Source organism: Runella sp. (assembly GCF_027484545.1).
GTDB lineage: Bacteria > Bacteroidota > Bacteroidia > Cytophagales > Spirosomataceae > Runella.
The window spans coordinates 1-14,161 of sequence record NZ_JAIXST010000012.1 but is presented as its reverse complement, the minus strand read 5'-3'; the positions used below and the strand labels follow the sequence as shown (position 1 = coordinate 14,161).

The window sequence follows — 14,161 nt, the reverse complement described above, 5'->3', positions numbered from 1 at the left end:
TTCTGATTTCTGATTTCCGATTTCCGATTTCCGATTTCCGATTTCCGATTTCCGATTTCCGATTTCCGATTTCCGATTTCCGATTTCCGATTTCCGATTAAATTGGGGCATCAAAGATAAGACAATTCTATTTGAGGTCTTTCAAAATCTCTTCGATGGCGCGTTCAAGTTGCGGGTCTTTGTCGTTCAGTCGGTCAACGAACGTTTGTTTGACGTAAATATCGGGTGCAGTACCTTCTTTTTCAATGTTTTTCCCATCCAATGTATAGCATCCCCACGAAGGTAGGCGATAGAATGAGCCGTCCACAAGCCCTTTGCCCGACGTAAAAATAATCCAGCGGTAGGTTTCCGTTCCGATGATTTTGCCGAGCTTGAGTGCCTTAAAACCTGTAGCGGTCATCTCAGCGTCAGACAGGGATTGCTCGTTGATCAGCAATACAATCGGTTTGGCAGCGACCCCGAAATTGGGCTGCGGGGTCAGTGCTCCTTCGCGGTATTTCCATTGCAAATAAGGTTTTTGGGCTAAAAAGTTTAAGACCAAATCGTGCACATTACCGCCGGTGTTGTAGCGTAAATCAAAAATCAGCGCGTCTTTTTTGTACCAATCGCGGGTCATATCCTGTACAAATTTATCGAACTGTCCCGTGCCCATGTCTTTCATGTGGACGTAGGCGATGCGATTTTTTGATTTATCGTCTATGTATCTTTGGTTCCAATCCATCCATTCATCGTAAAAATTGCCCGAAAGTGACCCCTGCGGATGCACCCTTACGGTGTAAGCCGTGTCGGCACCTTTTCGACGAAACGTCAATTCTAACTCACTGTCATTGGAAGGCTTGGTAAAATAAAAATCACGATTTTGGAGCGTATCCACTGCTTCTCCGTTGACGTGTGTCAGCAAATCTCCTGCTAAGATTTTTTTGCCATGTTTATCGGCTGCGCTCCGTTTTATAACGCGTTCAACCACGTAAGCACGCTGATTGTCAAACAGGATGCCCGTTTCCATTGTCTGCGATTTGTAAAACACATCTTCTTCTTTTCCGTTGGAATAAAACCCTAAGTGAGAGGCATTGAGCTCGCCCAGCATATCGTTAAAAAGTGTTCGGAAATCTTCCCGACGATTGAGGTAGGGAAGGAATTTGGCGTAGCGGTCGCGCAGGCCTTTCCAATCCGCCCCGTGGAAGGTTTCATTGTAAAAATTCTCTTCAACTCCCGCCCATGCTTCGTAATACATCTGACGGAACTCATCCTCCAAACTGCGGCGAAAAGTATAATTGTTGATTTCAATCTCTTCGGCTTTGTTGCTTTCAAAATTGAGTTTTTTGATTTTCCCGTCGGTCAAAACATAATATTTATCACCGGCTTGTACGATTTCATAATCCCCAGAATCATCAGCCTTTTCGGTTTTGGTCTTTTGAAAAGGTTCATAGACGGTCCGCCACAGTTTGTTGTTGCCCTCCTGATGGTCGGAGGTGTAATAAACGTAGGTTTTGGTCTCTTTTTGAATGACAAACGGGGCGCTTTGTTGCCCGAAATTCGGCCCTACTTGCTCGATGCGCTCCCAAATATCTGCCAAATCCAGTTCAATCGGTTTCTCTTCCTTTTTTGGTTTTTCTTCCTTTGGTTTTTCCTCTTTTTTGCCTTTCTTCTTTCCCTTATCATCTTCTTTTTTATCCGTGGCAGCATCCCTTTTTTTCTCTGCAGGTTTGAACAAATCGTCAAATTTTTCGATACGATACGGGTCGTCGATTTTGGTTAGCGCCAAGCGGTAGAGCTTCTTTTTTCGAGAGCCGAAAGGGTAATTTGGGTTATTGCGGTCGGAGGTAAAATAAATGTATTTGCTGTCGGGTGACCAAACGGGCTCTGATTCGGAAATGCCCGTATTGGTCAGGTTAATGGTTTCATTTTTCTTGAGATGATGCAGGAAAAGGTCTCTCTCAAAGTCACGGTAAGCGGTAAATAATACGTATTCGCCATTCGGAGAGAAATGGGGCGAGTCATTGTAAAAGCCCCAAAGTTCCTCTTTTACAATGGTTTTGCTTTCAAACGTTTTGAGATCCATTGTTTTGACTTCGTTGCGCCCACTGAGGTAAACACCCAAACTTCGGTCTTTGTTGAAGACGATTTGACGATTGGATTGGCTGTCGTTGGTCAATTGTTTAAGGGTTCCTTTTCCATCGGCCTTGATTGTAAACCAGTTTTGATATCCGCCTACCGTTTGGCCAATCAACAGTGTCATGGTATCGGCGAGCCATCTAACTTCCATTACGCGCTCATTTGGCGTGGTTTTCAGTTGTTTGATAAACTTCCCTTCTACGTCAGAAACAAATAATTCGCCACGAGAAATAAAGGCCATTTTTTTATTGTCGGCGGCTACGTCAAAGGTGGAGATGTTACCGCTTACCTTAAAATCCTGCCATTTGGACAGCGTAAAATTGCGTACTATGTTGAGTTTGATTGGCTCGGCCACTTTGGACGCAACGTCATACACCCACGGTTGGTAGTCTTTTTCAAATACCACTTTGCGACCGTCAGCGCTTACCTGCGGACGTTTGATGGATTCTTTAAAAGACGTTAAAGCCGTTTTTTGACCGTTGATGAAGGTATACAAGTTGTATTCTCCGTTGGCTTCATCCGACACAAAATAAATAGTACCGTTTCGGTCAACGGTTGCCCACATGTCTTTGCCTCGATAGTTCGTATAGCTCTTATAGGCTTTGGTTTTAGGATTATACGATTGTATATCCGGGTTAAAATCTCCTTTGTAGCCTTTTCGCATCGCTTGGTTGTCGCTTTCCCAAGTATCATTGAAAAACAACTCACCCGAAGGGCTTTCAGCGACGTTGTGGATACGGTTGAAATAATGCTTGAATACGCGCTTGGGCGTGCCGCCTTTGATGGAAAGGGTAAAAGTAGTCCCTCCGTTTTGAGTACCGGATTCAAAATAAATTGTTTGCGAATCCCACGACCAAGCTTCCACAAAATCGTAGGTGCTGTGGTAGGTGAGTTGGCGAATGCTACCCCCTTCGAGCGGCATGAGATAGACGTCGGGGTTATTGTTTTCGGTTCCGCTGAACGCAATCCATTTTCCATCCGGAGAAATGCGTGGATTGGATTCGCTTCCCTGCATGGCTGTAAGACGTGTGGTGAGGCCCGAACTTAAATCCGTTTTCCAGAGGTCGGATTCGTAAGCAAAGACGACGGTTTTGGCGTCGGGGCTAAGCGATGGCTGAGTTGCAAAGTAGATGTTAGATTGAGCTAAAGCGGCAGAGGCTGTAAGGAGTAGGGCTGTAGTGATTTTTTTGAACATGGATGAAGTTGTTTAGAGTCCAAAAATAGGTAAGAATAGTGAATTGGTTTCTATGGCTTTGGAGGCAAATTTTGCTTTGGAACAATGAAGGAATAGCGCAGATATTTTTTACCCGCAGCCGCGGACGGTCGCATATGTCGGGGATTTTAAACCGTAGCCGCAGATATCGGTGATTTTAAAGCGCTGATTCTGCGAAAATCTGCGCTGTATTTTAATCTGCGCTCATCTGCGGGAAAGAAGAAGGCTACGACCGTCCGCGTGTAAATAGAAGCATTTAACATGTTTGAATCTGAAAAGCGAAAATTAAATTTTGATGTCGTTTGGTATAAAAAGTATATAGTGCCATCTTTAAAGATGTTTTCTTCACAGCTCTTTTTCTTATCTCAACCTAACACCTATGCACTTCAGAAATCTACGAAAATCGTTCGCTATTTTGTGCTTTTTAGGCTCGGCGGCTTCGCTTCAGGCGCAGCAGATCGACGAGTCTTACAATCAAAAAATAAAGGAATTTACCACCGACCCCAGATTTTTACCCTCGTCGGTGTTGGATTTGGTCACCGACCCTAAGATTCCCTCGCCTTTGAAACAGTTTGGCCAAATCGTCGGTGCGCCCGGGACATTGCACCATACGGCGGATATTTATGGGTATTTTAAACAATTGGCGCAAACGTCGCCCAACATTGTGACGGAGCAAATTGGGACGACCGAAGAAAATCGCTCCATCCAAATGGCGGTCATCGCCAATGCGGCCACCATTAAGCGACTCGACCATTACAAAAAACAACTGGCTCTCCTCGCCGATCCGCGCAAAGTGAGCCCCGCCGATGTACAAAAAATTGTGGGCGACAGCAAAGTGGTGTATTTCCTGAATGGCGGAATGCACGCCTCGGAAACCGGCTCCCCCGAAATGCTTATGGAATTGGCGTACCGACTTGTAACCGGTCAAGCCGAAGAAATCAAGGCCATTCGGGACAACCTGATAGTCATTATTAACCCCGTATCTGAACCTGATGGTTGGGATAAAATGGTAGATTGGTACAACCGTTACACCAAAAAACGCACCAATTTTGAGGACGGAATGCCTGCCTCACCACCGTATTGGGGCAAATATGTGTACCACGACAACAACCGCGACGGACTGCAAGTGTCGCAAGCCATTACGAAAAGTATTTTTAAAGCGTATTTCGACTGGCATCCAACCGTCATGCTCGACCTGCACGAGTCAGTACCGTTGTTATATATTTCGACGGGAACGGGGCCGTACAGCGAGGCCGTGGACCCCGTAGCTATCGGCGAATGGCAAATCATGGCCGATCACGACATGACTACGTTGGCGGCACAAGGCTTACCCGGCGTATTCAATTGGGCGTTTTACGATGGTTGGTACCCGGGCTACGGGATTTGGGTAGCCAACAACCATAATTCTGTAGGACGTTTTTACGAAACCTACGGCAACGCAGGGGCCAATACCTTCATGCGTGACTTGGCCAATGCCAAATATGCGGGCGACAACGTTACGAGCCGCGAGTGGTATCGTCCATATCCTGCCACCGAAAAAGTGTATTGGTCGTTCCGAAATAACATCAACTACATGCAGGCGGGGGTGTTGGCGTCGTTGGGTTACGCCGCGGCCAACAGTAAATTGTTATTGAAGAATTTTTACACAAAGAGCTTCAATAACCTCAACAAAGCTGCCAAAGAAACGCCCAAGGCGTTTGTGATCGGCAAAGACCAACGCGACCCTGCTATGGCTGCTTATTTGGTGAATCAGTTGCGGATGCAGGGGATCGAAGTCCACAAGGCCGAATCGGGCAAAAATCAGGGAGATTACGTGGTGGTACTGAACCAACCGTATCGCAATTTGGCGGTGTCGCTGTTGACCAAACAAAACTACCCCAAAGAAGCCAAGTTCCCTCCGTACGACGCCATCGCGTGGACGCTGCAGTACCTCAACGGTGTGACCGTAACGCAGCAAGACACCCTCAAATACGACCTTGCCGACCTCAAAATACTCACCACCGATGCCAAATTTGAGGGTAAAGCAGAGGGGGAGGGCAGTCACTACGTACTCAATTACAAAGCGCAAAATACGGTTTTATCGGCGGCTTATTGGATAAAATCCCAAAATGCGAACGCTAAAACCATCGTTTTGGATGCCAAAACCACTCTCGAAGGCCGAAAAGACACGTTGGCGCAGGGGGCAGTGGTGTTTACGGGCATCACCGCTGACCAGGCCAAGCAGATAGCGGCAAAATTTGGTTTTGATTTGATACCCACTAAAACGCTCCCCACCGTGAAGCAGCACGAAGTAAGTCTGCCCCGCGTGGCAATTTACCATACGTGGTATCAAACGCAGGACGAGGGTTGGTCCCGTTATACCTTTGAACAACGCGGTATTCCTTATACGTCCATCCACAAAGATCACCTCAAAAAAGGCAACCTGGGGGCGCAGTTTGACGTAATTTTAGTGCCGCGCGTGGGTGGTACAGGGGCCAATTTCCTGCACGAAGTGGATACCAAGTTTGGCCCGATGCCCTACACCAAAACCGCCGAATTTCCCGCCCACGGAGCGCCCGATGCCACCGACGACATGACGGGAGGCCCGGGTTTTGAGGGAGTGGCCGAGTTGAAGAAATTTGTAGATGCCGGTGGCGTATTGATTACGCTGGACAATTCTTCGAGCATCATGTCCGACCTCGGCATTGTGCGTGAGTTGAAGCGCTACGAATCCGCCACGCTGTTTCATCCGGGTTCGATCGTGCAGGTGAAAGCCCGCAACCGTAACCACCCGATCATGTACGGTTATCCCGAAGTTTTTCACGTGTTCAAAGGTCAGGGCGCACTGCTCCAAACCGAAAAACGCGACCGCGACATGATGCTGATGCAGTACGGTACCAAACCGCTCAAAGAAGAAGAAGAATACAAGGGCCTTGTGATGGGGATGCCCGATAAAAAAGAAGTAAAAGACGCCAAGCCGGCAACGCCCAAACCCGAGCCGCCGTACGTGATGTCGGGTATGGTGCGCAACGAGCAGACCATTATTGGCCACGGCGGTATTTTCAACGTACCCGTAGGCAAAGGACAAGTGGTCGCCTTCACGTTTGACCCGCTTCACCGCTACCTCAACCACCACGACGCACCCATGCTTTGGAACGCGATTCTGAATTGGAACGCGTTGCGGTAGAAAACAAAACGTCGGCGAGGTTCAGAACGGGGGCGCCCAGCCCTCGCCGACGTTATCTCAATTAACACGACGCACCCATGCTTTGGAACGCGATTTTGAATTGGAATTTGTTACCTTATCATAATTTATGTGGGCTAAAATGTTATTTGTATTTATCTCTCATAAATTTAGGATTCTAAATTACTTTTTATATGTTTGATAAAGCAAAATATTCGTAACTAATTGAGAGAAATAAAAGTTAAAAAAGATAAAATCGAAAACAATATAAAAATAATGAATATGAATTTCGTAGCATTAGATTTTGAAACGGCAAATTATAAACATACAAGTATTTGCCAAATTGGAATTGTAGTATTTGAAGATGGAGAAATTGTTGACAAACTTTCTTTATTGGTAAAACCTACACCAAATTATTTTGAAAATTTACATATTTCAATTCACGGAATAAAACCAGAAAAAGTTAAAGATAAACCAACATTTGATGAATATTGGAGTAAAATTCTGCAATATTTTGAAAACAAAGAAATTGTAGCTCATAATGCCTCATTTGATTTAAGTGCTTTAAGACATACCTTGCAATATTTTAATATTCCTTTTCCAAAAACGACATATCATTGTTCAATGCAACTGTCAAAACGAATTTTAAAAGGATTAATAAACTACCAATTACCAACAGTTTGTAAACATTATAATATAGATATTGAGCATCATGACGCTTTAAATGATGCAATTGCAGCAGGGAAAATAATTGTCAATCTTTGCAAAGACGAACAAGTTACTTCAATACAAGAATTAACAACTAAATTAAATTTTAGACCAGGTAAACTATTTGATAACGATTATCTTCCATTTTCTGGTAAATCAGAACGTAAATCTAATTGGAGTCATAAAATATTATATGACAATATTTTGCCACAAACAGCAGAATTTAATGACGAACACCCATTTTATGAAAAATACATTGTTTTTACAGGAGCGTTATCAAATTTAAGCCGTGTTGATGCAATGCAAATGGTTGTTAATTCAGGAGGGTTTATAAAACCAGATAGTTTAACTCAAAAAACAAACTATTTAGTCGTAGGAAACTATGATTTTAAACAATATGGAGACGGTTATAAGTCTACAAAATTGCAAAAGGCAGAACAATATATTCAAAAAAGTCTTGATATAGAGGTGATTTCAGAAAACGATTTTTTTAAAATGGTTCACTCTTAAAAAACAAAATTTGAAATTACACCAAAACAAATTGAAAAAGACAGCGAACTGTTTTTAAATCGTAATAAATACAACGAATTATCAAAAAAAGATGTATTTTTTACGTCTAATTTGTCAATAGAGAAAATAGAAGTATTTCAAATGGTTGGTAATTGTAGCGGATACGGGCATGACTATGATTTGTCATACGAAACAAATTATATCGTTATAAGCAATTATACAGTTGAGAAATTGAAACAAGGAATGAAAACAGAAAGTGTTTTAAAGGTTGAAGAATTAAGGAATAAAGCCCAAAATCGTGGGGAAGTTCAAGGGATAAAACTAATAGATGAAATAACTTTTTATGAGTATATGAAAAGACGAGAACAATTCCAACGTAAAGAAATTCAAATGAATATAAATGAGTCAGAAATTGATGAAGAATATAGGAATAAATAATTGATAATGAATAATGTGGGCATAAGATATTATATTCTATAAATGTTGGATTTCGTGCAACTTGAAACTTTGGTACTTTTACGAACCAAAGTGCTAAATTGAAATGAAAGTGCTGTGAATTTGGAAACTATGGCTATCATTTTTCGTTTAATCAAAAAAAACTCACATTGTGCCGTAGTCTTCCAACGGGAGACTGCGCACGCAGATAAACAGAAGTGTTTGTAACACGGTAAGTGCCGAGCGGCACCGATTATAGTTTAGCCCACAATATCCAAGCCGAAAAAACTATATCTTTGTTAGGTAATCATAAGAAAATGAGCGAGATGAGAGAAAGATACGTCAATCCTTTTACTGACTTCGGACGGTTCGGTGCGCGATTTAAGATGCAGTTTGGAGAAGACCCGAACAAGGAATTGCTGTCTTACGAGGACAGTTTGAAGTATTACCGGGATTTAAAAAACTCGTTGGATACTGCTTTTGAGGAAGGTAAGATGGAAGGGGAAGTTTCAAAAGCCATTGAAGTGATAAAGAAAGGATATTCAGAAGGGTTTTCGGTAGCGGTGCTCTCGAAGTTGACAGGACTATCAGAAAGTGAAGTGAATCGAATTTTGAACCAGGGCTAACACAGTGGCTACAACGATGTTCCAACAGATTTCTACTATCCAATCCATAACGCAATGTTCGGCAATCTATTATTTGGACTAACAGCCTTAACGTATATTGCACTAACGATTTTCAATCTCCAAAAAGTGAATGTTGCGGGTGAGCGGCTTGTTGGCTGGGGTATGATTGCTTTTGCTTTATTGGCGGCTTATGTTATGAGCAGTTTAATTTTAACGATAAATATCGCAACAAAGGGTGGTTTTAATTGGATTTCCAATTCCGTATTCTTGCGAAATGCCTTAGTTGGCATACTTTGGTTGGGCATGGTAGCGGGTGTTGTTTTATGTTTGATGCTCAGTACGGAACTTCATACGGATCAATCAACAGGGTTCGTGCGTTTGTTGTCTTTGCCGGTGTATTTTGGTGCGACTTGGTTGCCCTTATTGATGCTGGTGCCTTATGCCATCTTATTAAATTCTGAATGGCATGAAGCACTTTCCCCTAATCTGTATAAAATCCCTTTAGTCATGGGTTGGATAGCAGGGTTGTTAATTGTGATGGCACCCAAAATAGTAATGACGTTGGGTATATCCATTCCCCAAAAAGAAACAGATAAATCTGAAGTGTATTTCAAAAATGCTACGAATACCATTAATGGCGAAACATCCATAAAGGAACTCTTAAAATTCTCACTGGATGAAGATGAGCGAGTGCGTTTGGCAGCATTTACCAAAATAAAGGCGCATAATGATTGGGAAGGTGAATTGATACGAATTTTGGAGAAAAATGGGCCTTATGGTTATTATGATTTCTATTGGGTGTATGTTTTTTTGGATGATAATAAAATCGAACATCCTGAACGCTTCATCGAACCTATCAATAACACGATTCCTGCAATAACCACTGAACTTCAAGAAGTTCTTAAAAAATCATTCAGGTATGAAGGTGATTTGACATTTCTGAATACGGGTGTCGTATGCCGTGTATTGGATAAACAATTTAAAGACAGCAGCAAAGTATTTCGACCGAACATCCTAAAATTGCAAGAAGCTTTAGAAACGTCATCTTTGCAACGACCCGATGACAGACAGGAGTTTATTGAACAGCTGAATACATATCAACTTGCAGTAAAAGACTGGTTGGATACGCATTAAAAAGGAGAGAACAACGCTGTTTTTATCGCAAAATAATCCCTATTTATCATCAAAACCCCTCCAAATGCCTCTGAAAGCATTCGATTTTCCCCATTTTCTTTTTACTTTGTGCGGTAAATTAGATAATACGTCAACTCCCGTAACAACAAACTGAAACCTGAATGAGAAAACTACTCCCTCTCTTTATCCTCTTACTTTTGTGCAACATGGCATGGGCACAAATTCCTTCTCCCAAAGAACATTTTGGGTTCAACATCGGCGATGACTACATGCTGGCTACGTTTACCCAAACGGAAGCGTATTTCAAGAAATTGGCCACTTCCGATCGGGTTAAACTGGTCACTATCGGCAAGACCGAAGAAGGTCGTGACCAACCGATGATGATTATCACATCGCCGGAGAATCACAAAAAACTGGCGCGTTTTCAGGAAATCTCCACCAAACTTGCCCGTGCTGAAGGTTTGACCGATGCCCAAGCCAAAGCCATGGCCGAAGAAGGCAAAGCCGTGGTATGGATCGACGGTGGTATTCACTCCAACGAAACGGTGGCGTGGATGCAGCTCATTGAAACCGCTTATCAGTTTACTACCCGCAAAGATGCCGAAGTCATGCGGATTTTGGACAATGTGGTCATTCTCTTTACCCACATCAACCCCGACGGACAGGAGTTGGTAGCCAACTGGTACATGCGCAATCCAACACCTGAAAAACGGTCATTGGATAACTTGCCGCGTTTGTATCAGAAATATGCCGGTCACGACAACAACCGCGATTTCTTCATGCTGCAATTGAAAGAGACTCAAAATGTGGGTCGTCAGTTGTTTGTAGATTGGATTCCGCAAGTCATGTACAACCACCACCAACGCGGCCCGGCCGGGTCGGTATTGGCAGGGCCACCGTACCGCGATCCGTTCAACTACGTATTCCATCCATTGATGATTACGGGAATTGATGCCTTGGGTGCGGCGATGATTAATCGCCTGATTGCCGAAGAAAAACCCGGTTTCACCCGTTTGGGCGGCTCGGTGTTTTCCACTTGGTACAATGGTGGTTTGCGTACTACGACCCACTTCCACAACCAAATCGGACTCTTGACCGAAATCATTGGCGGACCTACTCCTGAAACCGTTCCGGTAGTGCCTAATCGTTTGATTCCGAACGGAAATACACCTTTTCCGGTGTTGCCCCAAAAATGGTATTTTAAACAATCCATTGATTACTCGGTGTCTTGTAACTATGCGGTGTTGGACTACGCCGCTCGTCACCACGATGAGTTGTTGTACAACATTTATATCATGGGCAAAAACTCCATTGAGCGCGGCAGCAAAGATTATTGGACGCTTTCTCCCAAACGCTCGGAGGCCATTACACAAGCTCGTAACAATGACCGCTCGGCTAAACCGGATTCGAACAGTGCTGCCAACAACCCTTTCGGATTGGGGGACGGCATTGCACAAAAATATTATGATGCAGTACTCAAAGACCCTGCCGGGCGCGACGCGCGTGGCTACATCATTTCGGCCAATCAACCTGATTTTGCGACTGCGGTGAAATTTGTCAATGCCTTAGTTCGTACGGGGATTTTGATTCACAAAGCTACGGCTGAATTTACGGTAGAAGGTAAAAAATATCCTGCCGGTTCGTACATTGTTAAAACGGCGCAGTCGTTCCGTCCGCACGTGTTGGATATGTTTGAGCCACAAGATCACCCTAACGATTTTCCATACCCTGGCGGCCCTCCAACGCGTCCGTACGATGCAGCCGGCTGGACATTGGCGTATCAAATGGGCGTACAGTTTGACCGAGTTATCAATGCATTTGACGGCCCTTTTGAGCGTATCCCTTATGGTGACTTACAAAGCCCCGTTGGTAAAATTGACGCCGCGGCTCCTGCCGGTTATACGTTGAGCGGTCGTGCCAATAACTCGTTTATCGCCGTCAATGATTTATTAGGTGCCGGTATTCCGGTGTTCCGTTTGCCACAGGGAAGCGGTAGTTCAGAAGCGGGAGCGTTTTATGTGCCTGCTTCTGCCAAAGCCAAATCGTTGTTGGAAAAATCAGCTAAAGACTTGGGACTGGAAGCCTTGGGCGTAGCTAAAAAACCGATGGGAGCCATGACAAAGGTAGCTCCTATGCGTATTGCATTGTGGGATACCTACGGTGGCTCAATGCCCTCGGGTTGGGTGCGTTTGTTGATGGAACAATATCATTTCCCCATAGAAGTGATTTATTCACAGGCGATTGACGCAGGCGATTTGAAGAAAAAATACGATGTTATAATTTTTGTAACGCGGGCAATTCCCGCCGTAGGTACCGGTCGTCCGGTAGGTGAGTATGGAGGATTTTTAAGAGAGCCTAAAGTGGAAGAAATTCCTGATAATTTCCGCCCTTCGTTGGGACGAATTACGGCGACGAAATCCATTCCGCAAATCAAGAAATTTTTAGAAGAAGGCGGCAAGGTGGTAACCATCGGAAGCAGTGCTAACTTGGCCTATCATTTAGGACTTCCCGTTCGTAATGCTCTCGTCGAAATGACCAATGCGGGAACCGAGCGTCCATTGCCTGCTGAGAAATACTACATTCCGGGCAGTATTTTGCGCGTAACGCTTGATTCTACGCAAACCGCTACGTGGGGAATGGCTTCGCAAACTGACGTTTATTTTGATTCCAGCCCGGTGTTCAAATTAGCCCCTGATGCCATTGCCAAAGGACAGGTGAAACCCCTCGTATGGTTCTCGACCAACAAGCCGCTTCGCAGTGGATGGGCGTGGGGACAAACCTATTTGCAGGATGGTATCACTGCTTTTGAAGCGCCGATTGGAGCTGGTAAATTGACCGTAGTAGGTCCTGAAATTACCTTCCGTGCGCAGTCGCAGGGAACGTTTAAGCTGTTGTTCAATCAATTGTACGGAAGCAATTAGCAGTTAAAAGACTGATTTAATTCTTTTAGAACGCCGGGCAAATGAGATTTGCCCGGCGTTTGCTTTTGGGATGGTATAAAATTTCTTTAGTAAAAGAATATTTTAGGCTTTAATAGTTCAGGTAAATCAATAGAGGAGTCTTCGAGGAAGACTTTTTTTATACATTTGTACAGCCTAACGTTGAGTACGCATCAGGCAATAAAGTAAATGTAGTAACCATAATTCAACTCAATGAAACCCACCCTCTTAATTCTTGCTGCCGGCATGGGCAGTCGCTACGGCGGAATCAAACAACTCGACCAATTTGGGCCCAACGGCGAAACCATCATTGATTATTCACTTTACGATGCCATTCGGGCTGGTTTTGGCAAAGTCGTATTCATCATTCGGGAAGAACTTCGCAATGATTTTGAAGAAGTGTTCGGCCCCAAACTGAAAGGTAAAATTGACTACGATTACGCTATTCAGGGCTTTCAGAGCTACGTGCCCGAAGAACTCGGCCAAGTAGAGCGTGCCAAGCCCTGGGGAACGGGACACGCGATGTTGTGCGGGTGGGAACAAACTCAAACGCCTTTTGCCATCATCAATGCCGACGATTTTTACGGCTTGGAAGCCTTTGAACTTGTGGCTGATTTTCTCAATACCAGCACTAACGATAGTGAACATACGTTGATAGCGTACCAAGTAAAAAAGACCTTGTCGGAAAACGGAACCGTGTCGCGGGGTGTGTGTGAAGTGAACGACGAAGGGTATTTGGATGTAGTGACCGAGCGCACCAAAATTTTCCCCCAAGACGGCAAAATCTACTTTGAAGAAAGCGACGGATTGACCGAATTGAGCCCCGAAACCCCCGTTTCGATGAATTTTTGGGGTTTCAAACCTTCCATTTTTCCAATTACGCAGGAACTCTTTACCGACTACGCTCGCCATAACTACAATGCTCCTAAAGCGGAGTTTTACATCCCCGTCGTAGCTACGCACCTCATCAAAAGCGGCCTCGGCAAGCTCAAAGTCATTCCGAATGCGTCGGAGTGGTTTGGAGTTACCTATCCTGAAGATAAACCCACGGTGCATGCAGCTTTGAAAAAGCTGCATGAAGATGGGAAGTATCCGAGTCAATTGTGGTAATAACCCCACCGCGCGGCGGACCGTCCCAACCCCTCCGTGCGACGGTCCGACCCACTTAGGGAGGGTCTTTAAAAATTAAAACAAAAAACGGTAGTGCTTCAATTATGGTGCTGAGAGCCCCATTGCATGATTCAAATTATGGTAGCATAAATAGAATTTGATAGCCCCAATGTGATTTTCTAATTTTTTAGAAAATGAGAGGGTTTCT

General features: G+C 44.2%; 8 protein-coding genes. 7 read left to right on the top strand and 1 reads right to left on the bottom strand.

The features are described from left to right. Positions 1-127: 127 nt before the first annotated feature. Positions 128-3,310: a S41 family peptidase gene (locus Q0081_RS00700; protein ID WP_298348200.1), complete on the bottom strand. Its 3,183-nt coding sequence runs from the start codon at positions 3,308-3,310 to the stop codon at positions 128-130. A gap of 397 nt (positions 3,311-3,707) precedes the next feature. Between Q0081_RS00700 and Q0081_RS00695 the strand changes: the two genes are divergently transcribed. The 7 genes from Q0081_RS00695 to Q0081_RS00665 all read left to right on the top strand — a co-directional run bounded on the left by Q0081_RS00695 (position 3,708) and on the right by Q0081_RS00665 (position 13,953). Beyond that, a complete protein-coding gene (locus tag Q0081_RS00695; RefSeq protein WP_298348198.1) occupies positions 3,708-6,494 on the top strand; it encodes a M14 family zinc carboxypeptidase in 2,787 nt (928 codons plus the stop codon). A 222-nt stretch (positions 6,495-6,716) separates the two neighbouring features. After that, positions 6,717-7,709 carry an exonuclease domain-containing protein gene (locus tag Q0081_RS00690; RefSeq protein WP_298348196.1) on the top strand — a complete coding sequence of 331 codons (993 nt, stop codon included), beginning with the start codon at positions 6,717-6,719 and terminating at the stop codon, positions 7,707-7,709. 111 nt (positions 7,710-7,820) lie between these two features. After that, positions 7,821-8,147 carry a hypothetical protein gene (locus tag Q0081_RS00685; RefSeq protein ID WP_298348194.1) on the top strand — a complete coding sequence of 109 codons (327 nt, stop codon included), beginning with the start codon at positions 7,821-7,823 and terminating at the stop codon, positions 8,145-8,147. Between the two features lie 314 nt (positions 8,148-8,461). Continuing rightward, the gene (locus Q0081_RS00680) at positions 8,462-8,770 is read left to right on the top strand and encodes a hypothetical protein (RefSeq protein ID WP_298348192.1); all 309 of its coding nucleotides are present in this window, start codon (positions 8,462-8,464) and stop codon (positions 8,768-8,770) included. Between the two features lie 54 nt (positions 8,771-8,824). Continuing rightward, positions 8,825-9,904 carry a hypothetical protein gene (locus tag Q0081_RS00675; protein ID WP_298348190.1) on the top strand — a complete coding sequence of 360 codons (1,080 nt, stop codon included), beginning with the start codon at positions 8,825-8,827 and terminating at the stop codon, positions 9,902-9,904. Positions 9,905-10,065: 161 nt separating this feature from the next. Continuing rightward, positions 10,066-12,825 carry a M14 metallopeptidase family protein gene (locus Q0081_RS00670; protein WP_298348189.1) on the top strand — a complete coding sequence of 920 codons (2,760 nt, stop codon included), beginning with the start codon at positions 10,066-10,068 and terminating at the stop codon, positions 12,823-12,825. 231 nt (positions 12,826-13,056) lie between these two features. Then, entirely contained in the window at positions 13,057-13,953 is an 897-nt protein-coding gene (locus Q0081_RS00665) for a sugar phosphate nucleotidyltransferase (protein ID WP_298348188.1), read from the top strand. Positions 13,954-14,161: the final 208 nt, after the last annotated feature.

Excerpts from the sequence above, each read along its gene's own strand:
- Q0081_RS00700 (WP_298348200.1), bottom strand. The coding sequence starts at position 3,310 with ATGTTCAAAAAAATCACTACAGCCCTACTCCTTACAGCCTCTGCCGCT.
- Q0081_RS00695 (WP_298348198.1), top strand. The coding sequence starts at position 3,708 with ATGCACTTCAGAAATCTACGAAAATCGTTCGCTATTTTGTGCTTTTTA.
- Q0081_RS00680 (WP_298348192.1), top strand. The coding sequence starts at position 8,462 with ATGAGCGAGATGAGAGAAAGATACGTCAATCCTTTTACTGACTTCGGA.
- Q0081_RS00675 (WP_298348190.1), top strand. The coding sequence starts at position 8,825 with ATGTTCGGCAATCTATTATTTGGACTAACAGCCTTAACGTATATTGCA.
- Q0081_RS00670 (WP_298348189.1), top strand. The coding sequence starts at position 10,066 with ATGAGAAAACTACTCCCTCTCTTTATCCTCTTACTTTTGTGCAACATG.
- Q0081_RS00665 (WP_298348188.1), top strand. The coding sequence starts at position 13,057 with ATGAAACCCACCCTCTTAATTCTTGCTGCCGGCATGGGCAGTCGCTAC.